Source organism: Halomonas sp. BDJS001 (assembly GCF_026104355.1).
Classification (GTDB): Bacteria; Pseudomonadota; Gammaproteobacteria; order Pseudomonadales; family Halomonadaceae; genus Vreelandella.
Window position 1 is genome coordinate 147,320 of sequence record NZ_CP110535.1, and the last position, 25,604, is coordinate 172,923.

General features: G+C 55.7%; 17 protein-coding genes, 4 tRNA genes and 2 pseudogenes. 19 read left to right on the forward strand and 4 right to left on the reverse strand.

Annotated elements, in window-relative coordinates:
* Positions 1-8: 8 nt before the first annotated feature.
* The 4 genes from OM794_RS00680 to typA form a co-directional block, all read right to left on the reverse strand.
* Positions 9-728 carry an ABC transporter ATP-binding protein gene (locus OM794_RS00680; protein WP_088702061.1) on the reverse strand — a complete coding sequence of 240 codons (720 nt, stop codon included), beginning with the start codon at positions 726-728 and terminating at the stop codon, positions 9-11.
* A 75-nt stretch (positions 729-803) separates the two neighbouring features.
* The gene (locus tag OM794_RS00685) at positions 804-1,574 is read right to left on the reverse strand and encodes an ABC transporter ATP-binding protein (protein ID WP_226250585.1); all 771 of its coding nucleotides are present in this window, start codon (positions 1,572-1,574) and stop codon (positions 804-806) included.
* 49 nt (positions 1,575-1,623) lie between these two features.
* Entirely contained in the window at positions 1,624-3,069 is a 1,446-nt protein-coding gene (locus OM794_RS00690) for a sodium-dependent transporter (RefSeq protein WP_226250586.1), read from the reverse strand.
* A 285-nt stretch (positions 3,070-3,354) separates the two neighbouring features.
* The gene (gene typA / locus OM794_RS00695; RefSeq protein WP_226250587.1) at positions 3,355-5,205 is read right to left on the reverse strand and encodes a translational GTPase TypA; all 1,851 of its coding nucleotides are present in this window, start codon (positions 5,203-5,205) and stop codon (positions 3,355-3,357) included.
* 230 nt (positions 5,206-5,435) lie between these two features.
* On the opposite strand from typA, the gene OM794_RS00700 reads away from it, so the two are divergent.
* The 19 genes and pseudogenes from OM794_RS00700 to rpsJ all read left to right on the forward strand — a co-directional run bounded on the left by OM794_RS00700 (position 5,436) and on the right by rpsJ (position 25,521).
* Complete coding sequence (locus tag OM794_RS00700) at positions 5,436-6,431, forward strand: biotin--[acetyl-CoA-carboxylase] ligase (RefSeq protein ID WP_226250588.1); 996 nt, start codon at positions 5,436-5,438, stop codon at positions 6,429-6,431.
* Complete coding sequence (locus tag OM794_RS00705) at positions 6,428-7,267, forward strand: type III pantothenate kinase (protein WP_088702066.1); 840 nt, start codon at positions 6,428-6,430, stop codon at positions 7,265-7,267. Before OM794_RS00700 ends, OM794_RS00705 begins: the two co-directional genes overlap by 4 nt.
* A gap of 119 nt (positions 7,268-7,386) precedes the next feature.
* Positions 7,387-7,470, forward strand: a tRNA-Tyr gene (locus tag OM794_RS00710).
* A 106-nt stretch (positions 7,471-7,576) separates the two neighbouring features.
* Positions 7,577-7,650: transfer RNA gene (locus tag OM794_RS00715), tRNA-Gly, on the forward strand.
* 13 nt (positions 7,651-7,663) lie between these two features.
* Positions 7,664-7,738: transfer RNA gene (locus tag OM794_RS00720), tRNA-Thr, on the forward strand.
* Between the two features lie 202 nt (positions 7,739-7,940).
* Positions 7,941-8,016: transfer RNA gene (locus OM794_RS00725), tRNA-Trp, on the forward strand.
* A gap of 73 nt (positions 8,017-8,089) precedes the next feature.
* On the forward strand, positions 8,090-8,473 hold the full coding sequence (gene secE, locus OM794_RS00730; protein ID WP_022520874.1) for a preprotein translocase subunit SecE: 384 nt from the start codon (positions 8,090-8,092) through the stop codon (positions 8,471-8,473).
* Between the two features lie 8 nt (positions 8,474-8,481).
* A complete protein-coding gene (gene nusG / locus OM794_RS00735; RefSeq protein ID WP_022520873.1) occupies positions 8,482-9,015 on the forward strand; it encodes a transcription termination/antitermination protein NusG in 534 nt (177 codons plus the stop codon).
* A 142-nt stretch (positions 9,016-9,157) separates the two neighbouring features.
* Positions 9,158-9,588 (forward strand): annotated as a pseudogene (rplK, locus tag OM794_RS00740) (50S ribosomal protein L11).
* Positions 9,589-9,590: 2 nt separating this feature from the next.
* Positions 9,591-10,283 (forward strand): 50S ribosomal protein L1, encoded by a 693-nt coding sequence (gene rplA, locus OM794_RS00745; RefSeq protein WP_226250590.1) that lies wholly within the window; start codon positions 9,591-9,593, stop codon positions 10,281-10,283.
* Positions 10,284-10,605: 322 nt separating this feature from the next.
* Positions 10,606-11,106 (forward strand): 50S ribosomal protein L10, encoded by a 501-nt coding sequence (gene rplJ / locus OM794_RS00750; RefSeq protein ID WP_088702069.1) that lies wholly within the window; start codon positions 10,606-10,608, stop codon positions 11,104-11,106.
* 112 nt (positions 11,107-11,218) lie between these two features.
* On the forward strand, positions 11,219-11,590 hold the full coding sequence (gene rplL / locus OM794_RS00755) for a 50S ribosomal protein L7/L12 (protein ID WP_226250591.1): 372 nt from the start codon (positions 11,219-11,221) through the stop codon (positions 11,588-11,590).
* 345 nt (positions 11,591-11,935) lie between these two features.
* Entirely contained in the window at positions 11,936-16,012 is a 4,077-nt protein-coding gene (gene rpoB, locus OM794_RS00760; RefSeq protein ID WP_226250592.1) for a DNA-directed RNA polymerase subunit beta, read from the forward strand.
* Between the two features lie 10 nt (positions 16,013-16,022).
* A complete protein-coding gene (gene rpoC / locus OM794_RS00765) occupies positions 16,023-20,237 on the forward strand; it encodes a DNA-directed RNA polymerase subunit beta' (RefSeq protein WP_226250593.1) in 4,215 nt (1,404 codons plus the stop codon).
* A gap of 214 nt (positions 20,238-20,451) precedes the next feature.
* Entirely contained in the window at positions 20,452-20,826 is a 375-nt protein-coding gene (gene rpsL / locus OM794_RS00770) for a 30S ribosomal protein S12 (RefSeq protein ID WP_008959173.1), read from the forward strand.
* 193 nt (positions 20,827-21,019) lie between these two features.
* Positions 21,020-21,490: a 30S ribosomal protein S7 gene (rpsG, locus tag OM794_RS00775; protein ID WP_009288145.1), complete on the forward strand. Its 471-nt coding sequence runs from the start codon at positions 21,020-21,022 to the stop codon at positions 21,488-21,490.
* 214 nt (positions 21,491-21,704) lie between these two features.
* Positions 21,705-23,827 (forward strand): annotated as a pseudogene (fusA, locus tag OM794_RS00780) (elongation factor G).
* A gap of 29 nt (positions 23,828-23,856) precedes the next feature.
* Complete coding sequence (gene tuf / locus OM794_RS00785) at positions 23,857-25,050, forward strand: elongation factor Tu (protein WP_211594844.1); 1,194 nt, start codon at positions 23,857-23,859, stop codon at positions 25,048-25,050.
* Positions 25,051-25,209: 159 nt separating this feature from the next.
* Positions 25,210-25,521, forward strand: coding sequence for a 30S ribosomal protein S10 (rpsJ, locus tag OM794_RS00790; RefSeq protein WP_007112007.1), 312 nt, complete (start codon positions 25,210-25,212; stop codon positions 25,519-25,521).
* Positions 25,522-25,604: the final 83 nt, after the last annotated feature.

A 25,604-nucleotide genomic window follows, 5' to 3' on the forward strand; every position in this document is an offset into this window, starting at 1 on the left:
CCCTGGGGCTAGCCGCCCAAAAAGCTTTTGGCGACATCGGGGTCGGCGAGCAGTGCCGCCCCGGTGTCGGTAAAGCGGTTTTGACCAGCAGCCAGCACAAAGCCCTTATCGGCTATCGCGAGTGCCTGTTTGGCGTTCTGTTCTACCATCAAAATGCCCACGCCAGCGGCGTTGATCTGTTTGACGCGGTCGAAGATTTCATTCATGTAAAGCGGCGAGAGCCCCGCGGTGGGCTCATCGAGCAATAGCAGGCTGGGCTCGGCCATCAAGGCGCGCCCCATGGCGACCATCTGGCGCTGCCCCCCGGAGAGCTCGCCGGCGGGCTGGCGGCGCTTTTCATACAGGGGGGGGAAAAACTCATACACCTGAGCGAGCATACGCTTGACGTTTTGCGGCTTTAAAAAGGCGCCCATCTCGAGGTTTTCCTGCACCGAAAGGCTGGGGAAAACGTTCTTCTCCTGGGGCACAAAGCCCATGCCTCGCTGTACCAATTGGTTAGGCGGTAAGTTTTGAATCGGCTGACCGTTAAGCAGTATCTCGCCCTGATTGACATGCAGCAGGCCAAACACTGCTTTCAGCATGGTGGATTTGCCCGCCCCGTTAGGGCCGACTATCACACCGACCTCATCGGCCTCCAGCGTCATGTTCACCCCGTTAAGGATATTCATGCCGCCATAGCCGCCGTGCACATCCCGTGCGTCGATTAATGGCCTGGTTGTTGATGACATAAGCAAAGTATTCCAGCAAGGTCGCGTTGCAGCGACATTATTATAGTCATTGGCTAATGGGAGAAAGCGCCACGCTTAAGCGGCATCGGTACCGAAGTAGGCCTCGATGACTTCAGGATTGTTCTGGATATCGTTGATATGACCCTCCACCATCACGCTGCCCTGAGCCAGCACAATGACTGGATCGCACAGGCGAGCAATCATCTCCATATCGTGTTCAATGACCAGAAAGGTGTAGCCCATCTCGCGGTTCAGGCGCTCAATATTGCCGATCAAATCGCCCAACAGGGTGCGGTTTACCCCGGCGGCGATCTCATCAAGGAGCACCACCTTGGCGTCGGTCATCATGGTGCGGCCAAGCTCCAGCAGCTTCTTCTGGCCGCCGGACAAGTTGCCCGCTAGCTCATTACGCACGTGGTGCAGGCCGACAAAGTCGATCACCTCCAGGGCGCGGCGGCGCACCTCGGCTTCTTCCCGCCGAACCCTACCGGGCTTTAACCAGGCGCTAAAAAGGTCTTCACCGGCTTGCTTGGGCGGCACCATCATCAGATTTTCCAGCGCACTCATCTGGCTGAACTCGTGGGCGATCTGAAAAGTGCGCAGAAGTCCGCGATGAAAGCGCTGGTCGGCGCTGAGTGAGGTGATATCTTCACCATCAAGCAGGACACGGCCGCTGTCCGGGGTCAACGCACCGGCAATCAGGTTAAACAGGGTTGATTTTCCCGCGCCGTTGGGGCCGATCATGCCGGTAATAGAACCCTTCTCCACCTGAATGGAGCAGTCGTTAATCACCTGCAGGCCGCCGAACGCTTTGTTGACGTGCTGTACATCAATAAGAGGGGTCATGGTGTCTCCACGCGATGCAGGCGGCTACAAAGCCGCCTGCGCACTGTTATTAAGTTGTTTGTCGTGGTTTTTTTAGCCACCGCTGGCTGGCTGCAAAGGCACCGATAATGAGCAGTGCGCCAAGGGTGGGAATAAGGTAGCCCTCCACTTGAGGAAGGGTGCGTAAAAACACAAAGGCTACGGCAGCAGGCGCCACAAAGCGTACTAGAAAACGCCATACCTTAAACCAGGCGACACTGCTGCCCAACTCCTTCATCACTTCGCTCTGGGTTAGCGCCCAGCCGGCAAATAGCGCTATGAGCAGACCGCCTACCGGCATAAAGATATTGGTCAGTAGCTCGATAAAGTCGAAAGCCGTGCGCCCAAAGAGGGTGTGGAAGATCGTTCCTTCGGCCCAGAGGTTAAAGCTAACCACTGTCAGTAAGCCCATCGCCCAGGCGGCGGTCACCATGATCGTGACCGCCTGCGGCCGGGTCATATCAAAGCGCTCCACCAGGAAGGCGGCGACGGGTTCGATCAGCGAAATAGAGGAGCTGATAGCGGCGCCCAGAACCAGGATAAAGAACACACCGCCTACCAAAGCGCCAAACGGCATCTCGGCAAATGCTAGCGGAAGGGTAACAAACATCAGGCCAGGTCCTTGCCCGGTTTCCAGCCCAGCCCCAAACACCAGGGCAAAAATGGCCAGGCCTGCCACCATGGCCACGGCGGTATCGACAATAGCCACAGCAAAGGCGGTGCGGGTCAGCGATACATCGCTGGGCATATAGGCGCCGTAAGCCATGATGGCCCCCATCCCCAGGCTCAGGGTGAAGAATGATTGGCCCATAGCCTGTAGCCAGCCCTCGAGGCTGAGGTCGGCGATATTAAAGGTAAATAGAAAGCTGGCGGCGGCGCCTATATCGCCATTGATCACGCCGTAGGCCAGCACCACCAACAGAATCACAAACAGCGCGGGCATCATAATGCGCAGGCCTGATTCGATACCTTTATGAATACCCATACCGACAATCAGCGCGGACGCGGCAATGAAAAGGGTGTGATAGAGGGTCATTAGGCCAGGGGCGGCCAGCAGAGCGTCAAAGCCAGTGCTAATGGTCTGTGCATCGGCGCCGACCAGTGAGCCGGTCAGCATCAGCCAGGTGTAGTGAATTGCCCAGCCGGCGATCACCGAGTAGAAGCTTAAAATCAAAAACGCCGAGGCGGCGCCGAGCCAGCCGATGGTTTCCCAGGCCCGTGAGGTGCCATGGGTTTTGGTCAGATGCCGCATGCCCATAATCGGGCTCTGGCGGCTGGTGCGACCCAGCATGATCTCGGCAATCAGAATCGGGATGCCGACGGCGAAGATCGTCAGCGCGTAGACCAGTATAAAGGCACCGCCACCGTTTTCACCGGTGAGGTAGGGGAAGCGCCAAAGATTACCCAAGCCGACGGCGGAGCCAACCGCGGCGAGAAGAAAAGTGCCTTTATGCGTCCAGACGTTATGACCGCTCATGGGTAAGAGTGTCCGTGTTTGGGCGTCAGGATGGGGGTAAGTATCCAAACGCCTGTATGAATGTGGCGATGTCAGCGTGCCTTGGACGCGCTGAAATTAGCGTTACTGTGCGATAGAACGCGCCGCCTTTCCAGCGTATTAGCGTTTAGGCTGCGTTTAGGGGGCTATCTTGGCAAAGATTATGGCAAAAGGGTGGGCGCAGAGGGCTGATGTGAGTGCAGAAGCGGGAGGGCATAAAAAAACCCGCTTGCGCGGGTTTCTTGGTAGCTAACTGCTTGGAGCGGTTTACTTCTTACTAAAACGCTTACGCTCGGTCTCTTTCAGCAGCTTTTTGCGCAGACGGATATGCGCCGGCGTGACTTCGACAAGTTCGTCAGAGTCGAGGAACTCGATGGCCTGCTCCAGAGAGAACTTAACCGGCGGGGTTAGCACGATGTTTTCATCGTTACCGGTGGAGCGCATGTTGTCGAGTTTCTTGCCTTTGGTGGGGTTAACCACCATATCGTTAGCGCGGTTGTTGATACCGATCAGCATACCTTCGTAGACTTCCGTGGCGTGATCGATAATCAGTTTGCCGCGCTCTTGCAGCGCATACAGCGCATAGGCAAGGGCTTTGCCGTCGACCATCGAAACCAGTACGCCGTTACGACGCTCGATAGAGGCTTCAGGCTTCAGCGGGCCGTAGTGATCAAAGCGGCTGGTCAGGATGCCGGTGCCCGAGGTCAGGGTCAAAAACTGGCCACGGAAACCGATCAAACCGCGGGCAGGAATGATGAAGTCCAGGCGAACCCGGCCTTTACCGTCCGGCAGCATGTTGGTCATCTCGCCTTTACGGTAGCCGAGCTCTTCCATGATCGAGCCTTGATGCTGCTCTTCACAGTCGATGATGACCTCTTCGTAGGGCTCCTGCTTCTCACCGTCGATCTCTTTGATGATGACTTCAGGACGGCCTACGGCCAGCTCAAAGCCCTCACGGCGCATGGTTTCGATCAGCACCGAAAGGTGCAGTTCGCCACGCCCGGAAACCTTGAACTTCTCAGGGGTTTCGCCCTGTTCAACGCGCAGTGCCACGTTGTGAATCAGCTCTTGATCAAGGCGATCCTTGATATTACGGCTGGTCACAAACTTACCATCTTTACCGGCGAATGGTGAATCGTTGACCTGGAAGGTCATTGAAACGGTCGGTTCGTCGACGGACAGCGGCGGCAGGGCTTCGACCTTGGCTGGATCGCATAGCGTATCGGAAATAGACAGGTCATCGATGCCGGTGATGCAGACAATGTCGCCCGCGGTGGCTTCGTTGGTCTGCACGCGCTCAAGGCCCATATGGGTCATGACCTGACCGATTTTGCCCTTACGCACATTGCCGTCAACGCCGATTACCGACACCTGCTGGTTCGGTTTCACCGCGCCGCGCTTGATGCGGCCAAGACCGATAACGCCTACGTAGCTGTTGTAATCCAGTGCAGAGATCTGCATCTGGAAGGGGCCATCGAGCTCAACCTGGGGCGGCTCAACGATATCGACGATGGCTTGGAACATGGGATCCATGTTGTCCGCCAGCTCTTCAGGATCCATACCGGCAATGCCGTTTAGGGCAGAGCAGTAGATGATCGGGAAATCGAGCTGTTCATCAGACGCGCCAAGATTGTCGAACAGATCGAAAATCTGGTCGATTACCCAGTCAGGACGTGCGCCGGGGCGGTCAATTTTGTTGACCACCACGATCGGCCGCAGGCCTTGGGCGAAGGCTTTCTGGGTCACAAAGCGGGTTTGCGGCATCGGGCCATCAACGGCGTCTACTAGCAGTAGCACCGAATCGACCATCGACATAACGCGCTCAACCTCGCCACCGAAATCGGCGTGCCCAGGTGTATCCACAATGTTGATGTGGTAACCGTTACCCTGGCTGTCTTGCCACTGAATGGCCGTGTTCTTGGCCAAAATGGTAATGCCACGCTCTTTTTCCTGATCGTTTGAGTCCATGATGCGCTCTTGACCTTCTGCTTTACGGTCAAGGGTGCCGGACTGGCTCAGGAGTTTGTCGACCAGTGTGGTTTTACCATGGTCAACGTGGGCTATGATCGCGACGTTGCGCAGGTTATTAACCGCGCTGGAGTTTTGCTGGTTTTGCATGCTGAGAGAGAACTCTTGTGAACACCCGTTTGTCCACGGGTCGGAAAATGCGGGTCGCAAGGGCTGGCAATTTGCCGACCATCTTGGCTCAGGGCTTGCGTCCAATAGTCATTCTACCATGCCAAAGGCTTCGCTGATATTACTGCCTCCCATATCAACCTTGGTCTAGGAATGTTTTCGCCATGATCCAGCATCCGCTAGACTAGCGCTTTTCCCACTGGGGCAGGAGCATGACCATCGGCAACCTGATGCGTTTGTTAAGCGATGGCGAGGTTCACTCTGGCGAGCAACTGGGTGAAACGCTGGGTATTTCTCGTGCGGCGGTGTGGAAACAGTTAAAAAAACTGGAAGCACTTGGGGTGGAGATTGTCGCGGTGAAAGGCCGTGGCTACCAGCTGGCGCAACGACTGGAGCCCTTGGAGGGCGCCAAAATCGTTGCACAGTTGCCCGCTCAGGCGCGCCACCACCTTGCGCGGCTGTTTGTTGAAGATCAGTTACCCTCCAGCAATGAGTATCTGCGCCAACGCTTTGAGCAGGGCGCAGGGCATGGCGAAGTGTGTCTGGTTGAGCTGCAGACAGCGGGGCGTGGACGCCGCGGGCGTGTCTGGTCGACGCCTTGGGGGCAGAGCCTAATGCTTTCGCTGGGCTGGCGCTTTGAGTCGGGTATCGCCGTGCTGGAAGGCTTGAGTTTGGCGGTGGGCGTTGTGGTGGCCCAAGTGCTTGAGCGGCATGGTGTGGCGCCGAAGCTTAAGTGGCCAAACGATATTCTGCTCTCTGAGCAGGGGGATGAGCCTGACGATGAGTTAGGCAAGCTGGCCGGTATTCTTATCGAAGTAACTGGGGATGCGGCAGGCCCCTGCGAGGTGGTTATCGGTATTGGTATGAACCTCTGGTTGCCCGAAGCGCAACGAGCCGCTATCGACCAGCCCGTGGCGGCGCTTTTCGAGCGACTGCCGGATATCTCGCGCAATCAGTTGGCTTCAGAGGAGGTGGCAGGTCTGTTGGCCATGCTGGCTACCTTTGAGCAGGATGGTTTTGGCGCCTGGCGTGATGCCTGGAATGAGCGCCACGCCTATGCCGGGCTGCCGATTCGGGTGATTCAGGGAGAGCAGGTCAGCGATGCCGTTGCCGGAGAAGTGGATGAGAGTGGTAACCTCTGGGTTACCGAAAATGGTCACTCGCGACGCCTAGCCGGCGGTGAGATCAGCGTGCGCAGGCGTTTATGATTCTGGATCTTGATATCGGCAACACGCTGTCCAAGTGGCGGCTCAAGGATGCCGAGAGTAGCGAGATACGCTCCCGGGGGGCAGTGTGGACCCGGGAAGAGTGGCGTCCAGGGGCCGATATTCCCGATCTTGACGTGGTCGAGGCGGTGCGGATATCCAGCGTTGCCAGGGCGGCAGTACTGGAAGAAACGGTCGCCTTGCTGCGACGCCGGGTGCGCCATGTTCATGTGGCGCACTCTACCCAAGAGGCGCTAGGCGTGGTTAACGGCTACGAAGAGCCGGGGCGTCTGGGTGTTGATCGCTGGATGGGGGCGCTGGCGGGGTATCAGTTAGCGGGCGGTTGCTGTGCGGTGGATTGCGGCAGCGCGATAACGATCGACTTTGTGCTGCCAGGCGGCCAGCACCTGGGTGGCTTTATTATTCCTGGCCTGCGGCTGATGAAAGAGAGTCTGAAGCTTGGCACTCGCAATGTGGCCATTGATCCTGAAAGCGAGGCCGATGAGTTGTTAGAGCCGGGGCGGCGAACCGTTGATGCGGTTAACCACGGTATTTATATGGCCGCCGTCAGTGCCATTAATCGCATTTATAGCGAAGTGTGTGATCAAGAGGGTGTGGCGCTGCCAATGCTGTTGACAGGGGGCGATGCGCGAGTTGTTTCGCGAGGCGTACAGGTGCCCCATGCGGTGTGGCCGGATATGGTTTACGGCGGCTTGGAGGCGTGCTTTCCGATGACCTTCGCCGAGCGAGCGGGTAAAATGTCGGGCGCACCGCGGGTGCCTGAACCTGTGGCGCTAGAAAAGATTCGCGCGGCACTTGCATTCTCCATGCTGCTTTGACAGAATGCAGCGCGTTCCAAGACAGGCAGAAGGTGCCCTGGCATCGCAAGCTACGATAAATTAAGTAAATATCTAGCTTGACACTGTTTTGAAGGCTGGCATAATGTGCCGCCACAGTTGGAGAGGTTCCCGAGTGGCCAAAGGGAGCAGACTGTAAATCTGCCGCGAAAGCTTCGAAGGTTCGAATCCTTCCCTCTCCACCAGATTTATCAGGCGCTGAGCTTCTCGGTGTTTGGGAATGAAAAGCCGGTAAGCGGGCGTTAGCTACTGTTTCTCGTGCAGCGGATTGTCATTCTATAGGCAAGTTCTGCGGGCGTAGTTCAATGGTAGAACCTCAGCCTTCCAAGCTGATGGTGCGGGTTCGATTCCCGCCGCCCGCTCCAGTTGATGTGTTTGGCTCATGTAGCTCAGGGGTAGAGCACACCCTTGGTAAGGGTGAGGTCGACGGTTCAATTCCGTCCATGAGCTCCATATTGCAGATAAAGCGAGCGAAGCTCGCTTTTTTTGTCTCTGCGTTTAGGTGGTTTATACGACGCTTGAGCGTAAAGAGGGGGTTGTCAGGGGTGGGTTTCTCCGCTACCATGGCGCCCGCTGTTGTATAGGCGATTGGAAAGACGCTTGTCGGCAGAAGTAAGAAGCAAATGTAGAATGTAGAAAGTCAGTACGACGATACAGGCCAGTAGCTCAATTGGCAGAGCAGCGGTCTCCAAAACCGCAGGTTGGGGGTTCGATTCCCTCCTGGCCTGCCAACCTTCCCCAGGTTGGTATGTCTTTTTCCAAAATTCTTTTATCGTTCGCCGTACCCTGAGGAGTCTCGTTTTTATGAAGCCTGGTTCTGTAAAACATGGCGCCGAGGTGCAACAGACGCGCCATGACGGGCTCAAGTGGGCGGCGGTCGTAGCGCTGCTTGTCGTTGCTGTTGTTGGTAATACCTATTTCGCCGATATTGGCCTGCTCTACCGCGTGCTTGGTGTAGTGGTGTTGTGTGTGATTGCGGGTTTGATCGCGCTAACCACTACCAAGGGTCGTGATTTAGTAGAGCTTGCCAGAAGCGCCAAGAAAGAGATTCAGCGCGTTGTATGGCCGACCCGTCCCGAAACCATTCAGACCACCGCCATTGTGTTGGTGGCCGTTCTGGTGGTCGGGCTAATGCTGTGGTTGATCGACACTCTTCTTGGCTGGGCGATGTCCGGCGTCATTGGTTAGGAGCTTTCATGTCCAAACGTTGGTACGTCGTTCACGCTTATTCTGGCTTTGAAAAGCATGTCATGCGCTCGTTGATCGAGCGTGTGAAAATGTACGGTATGGAGGATCGCTTTGGCGAGATTCTGGTGCCGACTGAAGAAGTCGTTGAAATGCGTGACGGCAAGCGTCGCAAAAGTGAGCGTAAGTTCTATCCTGGCTATGTGCTGGTCGAGATGGAGATGGCCGACGAAACATGGCACCTCGTCAATGAGACGCCCCGTGTTATGGGCTTCATCGGTGGTACAAAAGAGAAGCCAGCACCGATTACGTCACGCGAAGCAGATGCAATTCTGATGCGCGTTAAAGATGGTACCGATAAGCCGCGGCCCAAGACGATGTTTGAGCCGGGCCAGTCGGTGCGTGTTATTGACGGGCCGTTTGCCGATTTCAACGGCGTCGTCGAGGAAGTGAATTACGAAAAGAGTCGTCTGCATGTCAGTGTGCTGATTTTTGGGCGCTCTACACCTGTTGAGTTGGAGTTTTCTCAGGTTGAGAAAGAGTGACGGGTGAGTGGTAAATAGTTAGTAGCGAATAGTTAGTAGTAGTGAGTAAGCAGTAGGTTTTAATTCGTGTGGGATGGCTAGTCAGCTGTTTCACTGGTACCGGGGAGCCTTCGGGCGCTATTACCCAACTGGAGTGTTAAAGATGGCCAAGAAAGTACAGGCTTATATCAAACTGCAGGTTGCTGCAGGTAAAGCCAATCCAAGTCCGCCGGTAGGCCAGCGCTGGGTCAGCACGGCGTGAACATCATGGAATTCTGTAAGGCGTTCAACGCCGCGACTCAAGAAATTGAGCCGGGCCTGCCGACGCCAGTCGTGATCACTGTCTACTCTGACCGTAGCTTCACGTTTGTTACCAAAACGCCGCCTGCTGCCGTGCTGCTGAAAAAAGCCGCTGGCATCAAGTCCGGTTCTGGTGAGCCGAACAAGAAGAAGGTCGGCACCGTAACGCGTGAACAGCTTGAAGAGATCGCCAAGTCCAAAGAGCCTGACTTGACGGCTGCGAATCTCGATGCCGCTGTACGCACCATTGCTGGCAGTGCTCGCAGCATGGGCCTAAACGTGGAGGGTCTCTGATCATGGCTAAACTGTCTAAGCGTGCGAAAGTTATTCGCGAAAAAGTAGACACTACCAAAGCCTACTCTATTGAAGAAGCGGTAGCGCTGCTCGCCGAGCTGTCTACTGTTAAATTCAAAGAGTCCGTTGATGTCGCCATCAACCTGGGCGTTGACCCGCGTAAATCCGACCAGGTGGTGCGAGGCGCTACTGTTATGCCTAACGGCACCGGTAAAGATGTACGCGTTGCTGTCTTTACTCAGGGTGCTAATGCCGATGCCGCTAAAGAAGCTGGCGCCGACATCGTGGGTATGGACGACTTGGCTGAGCAAGTGAAAAAAGGCGTGATGGATTTTGACGTCGTTATCGCTTCGCCCGATGCTATGCGCGTTGTAGGCCAGCTAGGTCAAATTCTAGGCCCGCGTGGCCTGATGCCTAACCCGAAAGTTGGTACCGTAACGCCCGACGTGGCGACCGCGGTTAAAAATGCCAAAGCGGGTCAGGTGCGTTTCCGTACCGACAAGAACGGCATTATCCACACTACCCTGGGTAAAGTGGATTTTGACGCCTCAGCGATTAACGGCAACCTGGAAGCACTGGTTGCTGACCTGAAGCGCCTCAAGCCGAGCTCGTCTAAAGGCATTTACTTCAAAAAAATGACCCTGTCTACTACCATGGGCCCGGGTTTGACAATCGATCACTCTGCTTTCGCGTAAGCGAGTCATCGTTGATTTTTTGTAGGAACCGAGCAAGAACTTTGCGGTCCCCCGTTTAGTGGCTATCACTGGACTGGGCATCGTCAAAGACCGCAGGTGCCGCGCTTGACCAGTACGTTTGTTCGTACTCAGCAGCGCGGCTTAATTGCCTCAGAAGCGCCTGCGCAGATGGTGTGGCCGCCAGTTGGTTAAGCTTTAAACGGCTTTCTGGTGAGCACCATCCCCAAGGCTTCCCGCTTTGCAGCGCATTTTGTAAAGCACAGCGGGGAGAGATGGTAACCACCGGAACCTTCTTGGGTTCCGGCACGAAGGAGTGATCACTGTGCCACTAGCACTTGAAGGCAAGAAAGCGATTGTTGCCGAGGTCAGTGAAGCGGCCAAGGGCGCACTCTCCGTCGTAGTTGCTGATTCTCGCGGCGTTACGGTCGGTAAAATGACCGATCTGCGCAAGCAGGCGCGCGAGAATGGTGTAGAGCTACGTGTTGTACGTAACACGCTGGCTCGCCGCGCTCTCGAGGGCACTCAGTGGGAGTGCTTGAACGATAGCTTCGTTGGTCCTACATTGTTGGCCTTCTCTACTGATCATCCGGGCGCTGCCGCTCGTCTGTTCAAAGAGTTTGCTAAAACGGACAAAAACTTCGAAGTAAAAGCGTTGGCCTACGAAGGTGAGCTGATTCCGGCTGCTGACATCGACCGTCTGGCAACCCTACCGACTCACGACGAAGCAATTGCCAAGTTGATGTCGGTAATGAAAGAAGCCTCCGCTGGCAAGCTGGTTCGTACTCTGGCCGCACTGCGCGACCAGAAGCAAGAAGCCGCCTAAGCAGGTTTTCTTGCAGGTGGCGTCAATGGTTTAACCAGTGCGCTGCCTGAACCGAGCAATGAATCCTGAGTCCTCGGCTGACCGAGACTCCCGCAAAGTTAGGAATGAAACAATGGCACTGTCTAAAGACGATATCATCAATGCTGTAGCCGACATGACCGTAATGGAAGTTGTCGAGCTGATCGAAGCAATGGAAGAGAAATTCGGCGTTTCTGCCGCTGCTGCTGTGATGGCTGGTCCGGCTGCTGGTGGTGGCGAGGCGGCTGAAGAGCAGACTGAGTTTGACGTTGTTCTGACGTCTGCTGGCGACAAGAAAGTTAACGTGATCAAGGCAGTTCGTGAGATCACCGGCCTTGGCTTGAAAGAAGCTAAAGGTGCTGTTGACGGCGCTCCGGCGACCATCAAAGAAGGCATGTCTAAAGACGACGCTGAAGCAGCTAAAGCCAAGCTGGAAGAAGCGGGCGCAACCGTCGAGCTCAAGTAATTCTTGTGCGGACGGCTTTACGCGCTGCGTAAGCTTCCACGGCTGGCGGCGGGATATCCCGCTGCCGGCCTTTTTCTGTTGTAGCTGGTGTCGAACACTCGATGATATTGAACGACAGCAGTACTGCTCATTGAGAGCGGCCACGACAGAAACGTAAAAGCGTTATTGAAGATGGCGTTATTGAAGATAGTGTTATCGACTACAGTGTTATCGACGACTGAGTTATCGAACTAGATTTTCGACGGCGAGCTACCGATTTAGGAGCTTGCTGTCTGTGTCTGACGAAGCTCGCAGGGCAGATGACCACGCATCGGTCACCCATGGTGAACAAGCTGGGGAATACAGATGGCTTACTCATATACTGAGAAAAAACGCATCCGCAAGGATTTCGGCAAACTGCCCCAAGTGATGGATGTGCCTTACTTGCTGGCGATCCAGCTTGATTCCTATTACGACTTCCTCCAGCAAGATCGTTCGCCCGACGAGCGTCACGAGGTCGGTCTGCACGCGGCATTCAAGTCCGTGTTTCCGATTGAGAGCTTCTCCGGCAATGCAGCGCTTGAGTATGTCAGCTACCGCTTTGGTACGCCGGCGTTCGATGTTAAGGAGTGCCAACTGCGCGGCGTGACTTACTCAGCCCCGCTGCGCGTCAAGGTTCGCTTGATCATCTATGATCGCGACTCCTCGAACAAAGCAATCAAGGATATCAAAGAGCAAGAAGTCTATATGGGGGAGATCCCCCTGATGACTGAGAACGGTACCTTTGTAATTAACGGTACTGAGCGGGTAATCGTCTCCCAGCTCCACCGCTCGCCCGGTGTGTTCTTCGATCACGATAAAGGCAAGAGCCACTCTTCTGGCAAGCTGCTCTACTCAGCGCGCGTGATTCCTTATCGTGGCTCCTGGTTGGACTTCGAGTTTGACCCTAAAGACAACGTCTTCGTACGTATTGACCGTCGCCGCAAACTGCCGGCCTCGGTACTGATGCGTGCCCTGGGGATGAACACCGAAGAGATCCTCGCCGAGTTCTTTGAAACCAGCGTCTTCCACATTGAGAAATCCGGTTTCTCTGTGGAGCTGGTTCCGTCGCGCCTGCGCGGCGAAACAGCCACTTTTGACATCAAGGATGGCGAAGGCAATGTGATCGTTGAAGAGGGGCGTCGGATCACCCAGAAGCACATTCGTCAGCTTGAAAAAGCCGGCCTTGAGCGCCTGGATGTGCCGATGGAGTACCTGTTCGGCAAAACCCTGGCCAAAGATCAGATTGATTCCAAGACTGGCGAGCTGATCTGCCCCTGCAATACCGAGATCACGCCTGAAGTGCTTGAGCGTATGGCTCAGGGTGGCATTACCCTGGTGGAAACGCTCTACACTAACGATCTTGACTGCGGTTCCTTTATTTCCGACACCTTGAAGCTGGACGCGACGAACTCCGCGCTTGAAGCCCTGGTGGAAATCTACCGCATGATGCGCCCCGGCGAGCCGCCCACCAAAGAGTCTGCCGAGACGCTGTTTAACAATCTGTTCTTCTCTGAGGATCGCTACGACCTGTCGGGCGTTGGCCGCATGAAGTTCAACCGTCGCCTGCGTCGTGATACCGATACGGGCTCAGGTGTGCTGGATCGCAAAGACATCCTCGACGTGCTGCGCGAGCTGATCAATATTCGTAACGGCTTCGGTGACGTTGACGATATCGATCACCTGGGTAACCGCCGTATTCGCTGCGTTGGCGAGATGGCCGAGAACCAGTTCCGTGTTGGCTTGGTGCGTGTAGAGCGCGCGGTCAAAGAGCGTCTCTCCATGGCGGAAAGCGAAGGCCTAATGCCCCAAGACTTGATCAACGCCAAGCCGGTGGCGGCGGCGGTGAAGGAGTTCTTCGGTTCCAGCCAGCTTTCGCAGTTTATGGATCAGAACAACCCGCTCTCAGAGGTTACCCACAAGCGTCGTGTGTCTGCACTCGGCCCCGGTGGTTTGACCCGTGAGCGTGCTGGCTTCGAAGTACGTGACGTCCACGCCACGCACTACGGGCGTCTATGCCCGATCGAAACGCCAGAAGGCCCGAACATCGGTCTGATCAACTCCCTGGCCACCTACAGCCACACTAACAGCTACGGTTTCCTTGAGACGCCATACCGCAAAGTGGTTGACCGTCAGTTGACGGATGACATTGTCCACCTCTCCGCGATCGAAGAGGGCGACTACATTATCGCCCAGGCGTCAGCGGCGGTAGATGAGTCCAACAAGCTGAGTGATGACCTGGTGCAGGTGCGTCACCGCGGTGAAACCACCTTTATGCGTCCTGAGCAAGTGACGCTAATGGATGTATCGCCACGTCAGGTTGTATCTGTTGCCGCGGCATTGATTCCGTTCCTGGAGCACGATGACGCCAACCGCGCCTTGATGGGTTCTAACATGCAGCGTCAGGCGGTACCGACCCTGCGTGCTGATAAGCCGCTTGTAGGTACCGGCATGGAGCGCTTTGTTGCCCGTGACTCCGGCGTCTGTGCGGTGGCTAATCGCGGCGGCGTGATTGATTCCGTTGATGCGCGCCGTGTCGTGGTGCGGGTTAATGAAGATGAAATCATCGGCGGTGAAGCCGGGGTTGATATCTACAACCTGACCAAGTACACCCGCTCGAACCAGAATACCTGTATGAACCAGCGCCCCATCGTGCGGCCTGGCGACAGCGTGGCACGTGGCGATATTCTCGCCGACGGCCCGTCGGTGGATATGGGCGATCTGGCATTGGGTCAGAACATGCGTATCGCCTTTATGCCCTGGAACGGCTACAACTTCGAGGACTCGATTCTGCTTTCAGAGCGGGTCGTTCAAGAAGACCGTTTCACCACGATTCACATTCAGGAACTGACCTGTGTGTCCCGCGACACCAAGTTGGGCTCTGAAGAGATTACCTCCGATATTCCCAACGTGGGCGAGTCTGCGCTCTCCAAGCTGGATGAAGCGGGTGTCGTCTACATCGGTGCCGAAGTTGGCCCCGGCGACATACTGGTCGGTAAGGTAACGCCGAAGGGTGAAACCCAGCTGACGCCTGAAGAGAAGCTGCTACGTGCCATCTTCGGTGAGAAAGCGTCTGACGTTAAAGACACCTCACTGCGTGCCCCCACCGGCATGAAAGGCACGGTCATCGACGTTCAGGTGTTTACCCGTGACGGCGTGGAGAAGGATTCACGCGCCCTGTCGATCGAGCGCACCCAGCTTGACGAGGTACGTAAGGATCTTCAGGAGACCTATCGTATCGCTGAAGATGCCACCTTCGAGCGTCTAAAGCGCACCCTTGAAGGCCAGGCCGTTAACGGCGGCCCGAACCTCAAGAAAGGTGATGTGCTCGACGAGGCGTACCTGGATGAGTTGCCGCGTCAGCAGTGGTTCAAGCTGCGTCTGCAGGATGAGTCCTACAACGAGTTGCTGGCTCAGGCCGACGAGCAGTTGGAAACCCGTCGCAAAGAGATGGACGAGCGCTTTGAAGACAAAAAGCGCAAGCTGACCCAGGGCGACGACCTCGCGCCGGGCGTGCTGAAGATCGTCAAGGTCTACATGGCCGTGAAACGTCGCATCCAGCCGGGTGACAAGATGGCCGGTCGTCACGGTAACAAAGGTGTTATCTCGGCGATTATGCCCATCGAAGACATGCCGTTTGACGAGAAGGGTGAGCCGGTTGACGTGGTGCTTAACCCGCTGGGCGTACCGTCACGTATGAACGTTGGTCAGATCCTTGAGACGCACTTGGGTATGGCGGCACGTGGCTTGGGCGTCAAGATCGAAGCCATGCTGCGCGATGCACGCGGTCAGCAAGTAGCCGAGATTCGTGACTTCCTGGGCCAGATCTACAATACCCAGGGGACGCGTGTTGAAGATCTCGACTCCCTGAGCGACGACGAAATCATCGCCCTGGCGAAGAACCTAAAAGGCGGTGTGCCGATGGCAACGCCGGTGTTTGACGGTGCCAAAGAGCACGAAATCAAGCACCTGTTGAAGCTGGCGGACATTCCCGAGTCGGGTCAGATGGCCCTGTTCGATGGCCGTACCGGTGACGCTTTTGACCGTCCGGTCACCGTTGGCTACATGTACATGCTGAAGCTTAACCACTTGGTAGACGACAAGATGCATGCGCGTTCTACCGGTTCTTACTCGCTGGTTACCCAGCAGCCCTTGGGTGGTAAGGCGCAATTCGGTGGTCAGCGCTTCGGTGAGATGGAAGTGTGGGCGCTGGAAGCTTACGGCGCTGCATACACGCTACAAGAGATGCTCACCGTCAAGTCGGACGACGTCGAAGGCCGCACCAAGATGTATAAAAACATCGTGGATGGCGACCACACCATGCAGGCAGGCATGCCGGAATCCTTCAACGTACTCGTGAAGGAAATCCGCTCGCTGGGCATCGATATCGAGTTAGAGAGCTAGGAGCCGTCCCATGAAAGATTTGGTGAAAGTACTCAAATCGCAGTCTCAGTCCGAAGAGTTTGACGCGATCAAGATTACCCTGGCGTCGCCGGACATGATTCGCTCCTGGTCGTTTGGCGAGGTGAAGAAGCCTGAGACCATCAACTACCGTACCTTTAAACCGGAGCGGGACGGCCTGTTCTGCGCCAAGATCTTTGGTCCGGTAAAGGACTACGAGTGCCTATGCGGCAAGTACAAGCGCATGAAGCACCGCGGTATCATCTGCGAAAAGTGTGGCGTAGAAGTGACCAAAGCCGCCGTGCGCCGTGAGCGCATGGGGCACATTGAGCTCGCCTCGCCGGTGGCGCACATTTGGTTCTTGAAGTCACTGCCGTCGCGTATCGGCATGTTCCTCGATATGACCCTGCGTGATATCGAGCGCGTGCTCTATTTCGAAAGCTTTGTCGTTATCGATCCAGGCATGACCACGCTGGAGCGTGGTCAGCTGATGAACGACGAGCAGTACTTTGAAGCACTGGAAGAGTTCGGCGACGACTTCGATGCCCGAATGGGTGCCGAAGCTGTCCAAGAGCTGCTCAAAGATATCGATCTGGAAGAAGAGATTAACCACCTGCGCGAAGAGATTCCGCAGACTAACTCCGAAACCAAGATCAAGAAGCTCTCCAAGCGCTTGAAGCTGCTTGAAGCCTTCTACCACTCCGGTAACGCACCGGCGTGGATGGTCATGGAAGTGCTGCCCGTGCTGCCGCCGGATCTGCGTCCGCTGGTACCGCTGGACGGTGGCCGCTTCGCGACCTCGGATCTTAACGACCTTTACCGCCGTGTGATCAACCGTAACAATCGCCTGAAGCGTCTGCTCGATCTTAATGCGCCGGATATTATTGTGCGCAACGAGAAGCGTATGCTCCAGGAAGCGGTCGATGCGCTACTCGACAACGGTCGTCGTGGTCGCGCGATCACCGGCTCTAACAAGCGCCCGCTGAAGTCGCTCGCCGACATGATCAAGGGTAAGCAGGGGCGTTTCCGTCAGAACTTGCTGGGTAAGCGCGTTGACTACTCGGGTCGTTCGGTCATCACCGTAGGCCCGACCCTGCGTCTGCACCAGTGCGGTCTGCCCAAGAAAATGGCTCTTGAGCTGTTCAAGCCGTTTATCTACTCCAAGCTGCAGTCGCTGGGCTACGCCTCAACGATCAAAGCCGCCAAGAAGATGGTCGAGCGCGAGCTGCCGGAAGTGTGGGACATCCTTGCCGATGTTATCCGCGAGCATCCGGTACTGCTTAACCGCGCACCCACACTTCACCGTTTGGGCATCCAGGCGTTTGAGCCGCTGTTGATCGAAGGTAAAGCCATTCAGCTGCACCCGCTGGTGTGTGCCGCCTACAACGCCGACTTTGACGGTGACCAGATGGCGGTACACGTACCGCTGACCCTGGAAGCGCAGCTTGAAGCGCGTGCGCTGATGATGGCCACCAACAACGTGCTGTCGCCCGCTAACGGCGAGCCGATCATCGTGCCTTCGCAAGACGTTGTTCTGGGTCTGTACTATATGACCCGCGAAAAGATCAACGCCAAAGGCGAAGGCATGGTCTTTTCCGACCTCAACGAGGTTGAGCGTGCGTTTGGAACCCAATCCGTGTCGCTGCACGCCCGGGTCAAAGTGCGTCTGGACGAGGTCGATATCGAAGAAGAGAGCGGCGAGCGCAGCTTCCACCGCCGTATTTACGATACCACCGTCGGCCGTGCGCTGCTGTTCCGCATTCTGCCCGAAGGCGTACCCTTCGAGCTGATCGATCAGCCGATGAAGAAGAAGGCGATCTCCAGCCTGATCAACGAAGTGTACCGTCGCGCTGGTCTTAAGCCCACGGTCATCTTCGCTGACCAGTTGATGTATACCGGCTTCCGTCTGGCAACCTGGTCCGGCGCCTCTATCGGTGTTAACGACTTCGTTATCCCCGAAGCAAAAACCGAGATCGTTGACGCGGCGGAAGCGGAAGTTAAAGAGATCGAAGACCAGTTCTCCTCTGGCCTGGTTACTGCAGGTGAGAAGTACAACAAGGTTATCGATATCTGGTCCAAGGCCAACGATAAAGTTGCCAAGGCGATGATGGTCGGTATCTCGAAAGAGACCGTCGTTGATCGTGATGGTAACGAAGTTGAGCAGGACTCGTTCAATAGCGTCTTCATTATGGCCGACTCCGGTGCCCGTGGTAGTGCCGCCCAGATCCGCCAGTTGGCGGGTATGCGGGGGCTGATGGCCAAGCCGGATGGCTCGATCATCGAAACGCCAATCGTCGCTAACTTCCGTGAAGGCCTGAACGTACTGCAGTACTTCATCTCGACCCACGGTGCACGTAAAGGTCTTGCGGATACGGCGTTGAAAACCGCCAACTCCGGTTACCTGACCCGTCGCTTGGTAGACGTGGCGCAAGACCTGGTAATCACGGAAGTCGATTGTGGTACCGAAAATGGCTTGACCCTGCACCCGATCATCGAAGGTGGCGATATTATCGTACCGCTTTCCCAGCGTGTGCTTGGTCGTGTCGTGGCCCAGGATGTCGTCGATCCAGGTAGCGAGGAAGTCTTGATTCCGCGCAATACGCTGCTCGACGAGAAGTGGTGTGCCGAGCTCGATACCATGGGCGTGGATGAAATTGTCGTGCGCTCCACCATTACCTGTGATACCCCGCACGGCGTGTGTTCGTCCTGTTATGGTCGTGACCTCGCTCGCGGACATCAGGTCAACATCGGTGAAGCCGTTGGTGTTATCGCTGCTCAGTCGATTGGTGAGCCGGGTACCCAGCTGACCATGCGTACCTTCCACATCGGTGGTGCGGCATCGCGCTCCTCTGCGACCGATAGCGTACAGGTTAAGCACGGCGGTAAAGTTCGCCTGCACAACATCAAGCACGTTGAGCGTGCCGACGGCAAGCTGGTCGTGGTCTCGCGCTCTAGCGCCCTGGCCGTTGCCGACGACCATGGCCGTGAGCGTGAGTACTACAAGCTACCCTACGGTGCAGAGCTCTCCGTACGTGACGGCGACGTGGTCGACGCCGGTGCGACCGTTGCCAAATGGGATCCGCACACCCATCCGATCGTTGCCGAAGTAGAAGGTAAGGCGCAGTTCATCGATCTCGACGAGGGTGTCACCATGCACCGCAGTGTCGATGAGATGACCGGCCTCTCCTCCATTGAGGTGATCGAGTCGGCGGCCCGCCCCATGGCTGGTCGCGACAAGCGCCCAATGGTGATGCTGCAAGATAGCGCTGGCGAGTACGTCTCTGTATCGGGCTCTAACACCCCGGTTCAGTACCTGCTGCCGGGTAACTCCATTATCTCCGTCGACGATGGTGTGACGATCGGGGTGGGTGAAGTGGTTGCCCGTATCCCGGTAGAAGCCTCGGCGAACAAAGACATCACCGGTGGTCTGCCGCGGGTTGCTGACTTGTTCGAAGCACGTAAGCCGAAAGAGTCCTCGATCCTGGCCGAGATCAGCGGTGTGGTTAGCTTCGGTAAAGAGACCAAAGGCAAGCGTCGTTTGACCATTACTCCGGAGTCTGGCGATCCGTTTGAAGCGCTGATTCCGAAGTGGCGTCAAATCGCCGTCTTCGAAGGCGAAACTGTCGAGAAGGGCGAAGTGATTTCCGATGGTCCGAGCAATCCTCACGATATCCTGCGCCTGCTGGGTGTTGAGGAACTTGCCAAGTACATCACTGCCGAAGTACAGGACGTTTACCGTCTGCAGGGCGTAGGTATCAACGACAAGCACATCGAAGTGATCGTGCGTCAGATGCTGCGCAAGGTAGAGATCACCGATTCAGGCGACTCCGACTTCATTACTGGCGATCAGGCAGAACTGGTTCGCGTACTGGAGCAGAACGAGCGGCTTGAAAAAGAGAAGAAATTCCCAGCCAAGTATCAGCGTATGCTGCTGGGTATCACCAAGGCTAGCCTGGCCACCGAGTCGTTCATTTCCGCGGCCTCCTTCCAGGAGACAACCCGCGTACTGACCGAGGCAGCGGTGACCGGCAAGCGCGATTATCTGCGCGGCCTGAAAGAGAACGTGGTGGTTGGACGCCTGATACCGGCGGGTACGGGCTTGACTCACCACGCAGAGCGTCGTCGCAAGCGCGAAGACGTAGAGCAACTGTTCAATCCTTCGGCTACCGAAGTCGAACAGGAGCTGGGTGCTCAGTTGACCGCTCTCGACTCTGACGATGAGCTGTAGGTCTGGCGCCCAACGCAGTAGGTAGCATGAGTAAGTAAAATGAGTAGCTGACCTGAAAAAGCGTCACCTTGCCGGTAAAACCGCCGGCAAGGCTTGACGAAACCTAGGGTCAGCCTTTAGAATGCGCAGCCTTTAACAGTGGGGTGGGTGCGCCCGCATCCACTGCATGTATTTGTTAAAAGGCCAAGGCAACCATTGGAGTCAGCTAAACACCATGGCAACGATTAATCAGCTAGTGCGCAAGCCGCGCAAGCGCCCCGTCACCAAAAGTGACGTGCCAGCGCTGCAGGCCTGTCCGCAAAAACGCGGCGTATGTACGCGCGTTTACACCACCACCCCGAAGAAGCCTAACTCGGCCCTGCGTAAGGTCTGCCGTGTGCGCCTGACCAACGGCTTTGAAGTCTCTTCGTACATCGGTGGTGAAGGTCACAACCTTCAAGAACACTCTGTCGTTTTGATTCGCGGCGGTCGTGTAAAGGATTTGCCAGGTGTGCGTTATCACACCGTACGTGGCGCCCTTGACACCTCCGGCGTTCAGAATCGTCGTCAGGGTCGTTCTAAATACGGTACTAAGCGTCCTAAGTCCTAAGTCCTAAGTTTAAGTCCTGGGGCTAGGTCGGCTGTACGGCGTCGTCCGTTGATCGGGCATGCTGAGTAACGATTTTTACGAATTTGACGGTCTGATAAGAGTAAGGTCGGGCAGCGCTTGTGGAGTTTGAGAAGCGTACACAGGTTGCAGGAGTTCCGGGTTTACCTGAAAGATCCTTAATTGAGGGCTTATCATGCCTAGAAGAAGAGTAGTAGCTAAACGCGAGATTCTGCCGGATCCTAAGTTCGGAAGTGAGCGTCTGGCGAAGTTCATGAACCACCTGATGGTCAGCGGCAAGAAGTCCATAGCTGAGCGTATCGTCTACGGTGCGTTGGACAAGGTTGCCGAGCGTAGTAAAGAAGATCCGCTGGAGATCTTCGACAAGGCGCTGGAAGCCATCCAGCCCATGGTCGAAGTGAAGTCGCGCCGTGTAGGTGGTGCGACCTATCAGGTGCCGGTTGAAGTACGTCCGTCTCGTCGTCAAGCGCTGGCAATGCGCTGGCTGGTAGACGCGGCGCGTCGTCGCGGTGAGAAAACCATGGTGCAGCGTCTGGCGGGTGAAATGCTGGATGCCGCTGAAGGTAAAGGTTCTGCCGTTAAGAAGCGCGAAGACGTGCATCGTATGGCAGAAGCCAACAAGGCCTTCTCGCACTACCGTTTCTAAGATCGGCGTTCCTGAGTACGGCGTTTTTAAGTACGGCTTTATGGTTTTTATATGCACGTTGTTCAGCATGGCGAAGTGTTTGCTGAGTCGCGTCGTTACAACAGATTAGTTGTAATACCTAACCGCTACCCTTGTGGGGTGGCGGCGGTCGCATAAGCCTCGCTTGCATACGCCGCTAAATTAACGAGCATCGCCAACAAACGGGAGTTTCACCGTGGCACGCAAGACTCCACTAAATCGCTACCGTAATATCGGTATCGTCGCTCACGTTGACGCGGGTAAAACCACGACGACCGAGCGTGTACTGTTCTACACCGGCCTCTCCCACAAAGTGGGTGAAGTTCACGACGGTGCTGCGACCATGGACTGGATGGAGCAGGAGCAGGAGCGTGGTATTACTATCACCTCCGCTGCGACTACCTGTTTCTGGCAGGGCATGAGCAAGCAGTTCCCTGAACACCGTATTAACATTATCGACACGCCAGGGCACGTTGACTTCACTATCGAAGTTGAGCGTTCGCTGCGTGTACTCGACGGTGCGGTCGTTGTGCTGTGTGGCTCTTCCGGCGTTCAGCCGCAGACTGAAACAGTATGGCGCCAGGCCAACAAGTACGAAGTTCCGCGCATGGTTTTCGTCAATAAGATGGATCGTACCGGCGCTGACTTCTTTATGGTTGTCAACCAGTTGAAAGAGCGTTTGGGTGCCAACGCTGTGCCGATCCAGATTAACTGGGGCACAGAAGAGGACTTCAAGGGCGTTATCGATCTGATTCAGATGAAGGCTATCCTGTGGGATGAGGAAAGCCTGGGTATGAATTATGAACTCGTGGATATTCCTGCTGAGCTGCAAGATACGGCTGAGAAGTATCGCGAAGAGATGGTCGAAGCCGCTGCCGAAGGCTCTGACGAGCTGATGGAGAAGTACCTCGAAGGCGGTGAGCTCTCGATTGAAGAGATCAAAGCTGGCTTGCGCGCGCGCACCCTGGCTAACGATATCGTTCTGGTGACCTGTGGTTCTGCCTTTAAGAACAAAGGCGTTCAGGCAGTGCTGGATGGCGTTATCGAATACATGCCTTCGCCGACGGAAGTTAAAGCGATTGAAGGTGAGCTCGACGATAAAGACGGTACCGTCGATACCCGTGAAGCTGACGACAGCGCACCCTTTGCGGCCTTGGCGTTTAAAATCGCCACTGACCCCTTCGTTGGTACATTGACCTTTATCCGCGTCTACTCGGGCGTTCTAAAATCTGGTGACGGTGTGTACAACTCCGTTAAGCAGAAGAAAGAGCGTGTTGGTCGTATCGTTCAGATGCACGCCAACTCCCGTGAAGAGATCAAAGAAGTACTGGCGGGCGACATCGCCGCTTGTATCGGTCTGAAAGACGTGACTACCGGTGATACCCTGTGCGACATCGATAACAAGATTGTTCTCGAGCGTATGGAGTTCCCGGATCCGGTTATCTCGGTTGCCGTAGAGCCTAAATCTAAGGCTGACCAAGAGAAAATGGGTGTTGCCCTGGGCAAGCTTGCTCAAGAAGACCCCTCTTTCCAGGTCAAAACCGACGAAGAAACCGGCCAGACGATTATTTCTGGTATGGGTGAGCTCCACCTGGATATCCTCGTTGACCGTATGCGTCGCGAGTTTAAGGTTGAAGCCAATATCGGTAAGCCGCAGGTTGCCTACCGTGAAACCATTCGCGGCAGCATTGAGCAAGAAGGCAAGTTCGTACGTCAGTCCGGTGGCCGTGGTCAGTATGGTCACGTTTGGCTGCGTATCGAGCCGCTGACAGCAGAAGAGAAGGGTGAAGGCGAAGAAGAACTGTTCTTCAAGTTCAACTCAGAAATCGTGGGTGGCACGGTTCCCAAGGAATACGTACCTGCGGTTGAAAAGGGTGCTTTTGAGCAGCTCAAAACGGTGTCATCGCGGGTTACCCGATGATCGACGTTAAAGTAACGCTGTTTGATGGCTCCTTCCATGACGTGGACTCTAACGAGACTGCGTTTAAGATTGCTTCTTCTATGGCAGTAAAAGAAGGTGCCAGGAAGGCCAAGGCCGTGCTGCTGGAGCCGGTGATGAAGGTCGAAATCGTGACCCCCGAAGAGTTTATGGGTGACGTCATGGGTGACCTGAGCCGTCGTCGCGGCCTGGTGCAGGGTATGGATGACTCCTCTTCTGGTAAAGTCATCCGTGCGACGGTGCCATTGGGTGAGATGTTCGGTTATGCAACCGATCTGCGCTCACAAACCCAGGGCCGTGCGAGCTACTCTATGGAGTTCTCGAAGTACGACGAGGCGCCCTCCAGCGTCGTTGAAGCCGTCATCAATCAAAACGGTTAACCGTTAGCTAACGTAAAGAGGTTATAGCAGTGGCTAAGGAAAAATTTGAACGTTCCAAACCGCACGTCAACGTCGGCACCATTGGTCACGTCGACCACGGTAAAACGACTCTGACGGCGGCCCTGACCCGCGTGTCTGCTGAGGTTTTCGGCGGCGACTGGCGTGAGTTTGATACCATCGATAACGCTCCTGAAGAGCGTGAGCGCGGTATCACCATCGCTACTTCCCACGTGGAGTATCAGTCTGAAGAGCGTCACTACGCTCACGTTGACTGCCCGGGGCACGCTGACTACGTCAAGAACATGATCACCGGTGCTGCGCAGATGGACGGCGCAATCCTGGTGTGTTCTGCCGCTGACGGCCCGATGCCGCAAACGCGCGAGCACATCTTGCTGTCTCGTCAGGTTGGCGTACCGTACATCGTTGTGTTCCTGAACAAAGCGGACATGGTCGATGACGAAGAGCTGCTCGAGCTGGTTGAGATGGAAGTTCGTGAGCTTCTCGACCAGTACGACTTCCCGGGTGACGACACGCCGATCATCACTGGTTCAGCGCTGATGGCTCTGAATGGTGAAGATGATAAAGGCATGGGAACCACCGCCGTTGCCAATCTGATCAAAGCGCTGGATGAGTACATCCCTGAGCCGGAGCGTGCTATTGACCAGCCGTTCCTGATGCCGATCGAGGACGTATTCTCTATCTCTGGTCGCGGTACTGTTGTTACCGGTCGTGTAGAGCGCGGTATCGTTAAAGCGGGCGAAGAAGTGGAAATCGTGGGTATCCGCGACACCACCAAGACGACCGTAACTGGCGTTGAAATGTTCCGTAAACTGCTTGACGAAGGTCGTGCAGGCGAGAACGTTGGTGCCCTGCTGCGTGGTACTAAGCGTGATGACGTTGAGCGTGGTCAGGTTCTGGCGAAAACCGGTACCATTACTCCGCACACCGTTTTCGAATCAGAAGTCTACATCCTGTCCAAAGAAGAGGGTGGTCGTCACACGCCTTTCTTCAAGGGCTACCGTCCGCAGTTCTACTTCCGTACCACTGACGTAACCGGTACCTGTGAGCTGCCGGAAGGCGTTGAAATGGTCATGCCGGGTGACAACGTACAAATGGTTGTTACCTTGATCGCTCCGATCGCAATGGACGAAGGTTTGCGCTTCGCCATTCGTGAAGGCGGCCGTACTGTTGGTGCTGGCGTTGTAGCCAAGATCATCAAGTAAGGTGCATGCTTGAATGAAGAAGGGGGCTCTGATGAGCCCCCTTTTCTGCGCACCAACAGCAAATGTTTGACATGGGCTTTTGGCGTGCCTATAATGCGCATCCTTTGAATGCGTGGGTAGACGGCTCGCGCCGTCGACATCCATTGGAGTTTAGGGCAAATGCAGAACCAAAAGATTCGCATTCGGTTGAAAGCTTTCGACCATCGCCTGATCGATCAGTCTACAGCGGAGATTGTTGAAACCGCTAAGCGTACTGGTGCTCAGGTTCGTGGTCCGATTCCGCTGCCGACCAATCGCGAGCGTTACACCATTCTGATCTCGCCGCACGTCAACAAAGATGCGCGTGACCAGTATGAGATTCGTACGCACAAGCGTGTGCTCGACATCGTTGAGCCGACCGAAAAAACTGTTGATGCTTTGATGAAGCTTGATCTCGCCGCAGGCGTAGACGTGCAAATCAAACTCAACTAATTACACTAGTCACTTTGCGGCCCAGCGTTCATCGCTCTTCGTAAAGAGTTAGCATGAGCAGCAGCCGCCGCGCCGTGAGGCGC

Coding starts and splice junctions, on each gene's coding strand:
- OM794_RS00690 (WP_226250586.1), bottom strand. CDS start 3,069: ATGAGCGGTCATAACGTCTGGACGCATAAAGGCACTTTTCTTCTCGCC.
- OM794_RS00680 (WP_088702061.1), bottom strand. CDS start 728: ATGTCATCAACAACCAGGCCATTAATCGACGCACGGGATGTGCACGGC.
- OM794_RS00685 (WP_226250585.1), bottom strand. CDS start 1,574: ATGACCCCTCTTATTGATGTACAGCACGTCAACAAAGCGTTCGGCGGC.
- rpoB (WP_226250592.1), top strand. CDS start 11,936: ATGGCTTACTCATATACTGAGAAAAAACGCATCCGCAAGGATTTCGGC.
- nusG (WP_022520873.1), top strand. CDS start 8,482: ATGTCCAAACGTTGGTACGTCGTTCACGCTTATTCTGGCTTTGAAAAG.
- rpsL (WP_008959173.1), top strand. CDS start 20,452: ATGGCAACGATTAATCAGCTAGTGCGCAAGCCGCGCAAGCGCCCCGTC.
- rplL (WP_226250591.1), top strand. CDS start 11,219: ATGGCACTGTCTAAAGACGATATCATCAATGCTGTAGCCGACATGACC.
- rpsJ (WP_007112007.1), top strand. CDS start 25,210: ATGCAGAACCAAAAGATTCGCATTCGGTTGAAAGCTTTCGACCATCGC.
- typA (WP_226250587.1), bottom strand. CDS start 5,205: ATGCAAAACCAGCAAAACTCCAGCGCGGTTAATAACCTGCGCAACGTC.
- OM794_RS00705 (WP_088702066.1), top strand. CDS start 6,428: ATGATTCTGGATCTTGATATCGGCAACACGCTGTCCAAGTGGCGGCTC.
- secE (WP_022520874.1), top strand. CDS start 8,090: ATGAAGCCTGGTTCTGTAAAACATGGCGCCGAGGTGCAACAGACGCGC.
- rpoC (WP_226250593.1), top strand. CDS start 16,023: ATGAAAGATTTGGTGAAAGTACTCAAATCGCAGTCTCAGTCCGAAGAG.
- rplA (WP_226250590.1), top strand. CDS start 9,591: ATGGCTAAACTGTCTAAGCGTGCGAAAGTTATTCGCGAAAAAGTAGAC.
- rpsG (WP_009288145.1), top strand. CDS start 21,020: ATGCCTAGAAGAAGAGTAGTAGCTAAACGCGAGATTCTGCCGGATCCT.
- OM794_RS00700 (WP_226250588.1), top strand. CDS start 5,436: ATGACCATCGGCAACCTGATGCGTTTGTTAAGCGATGGCGAGGTTCAC.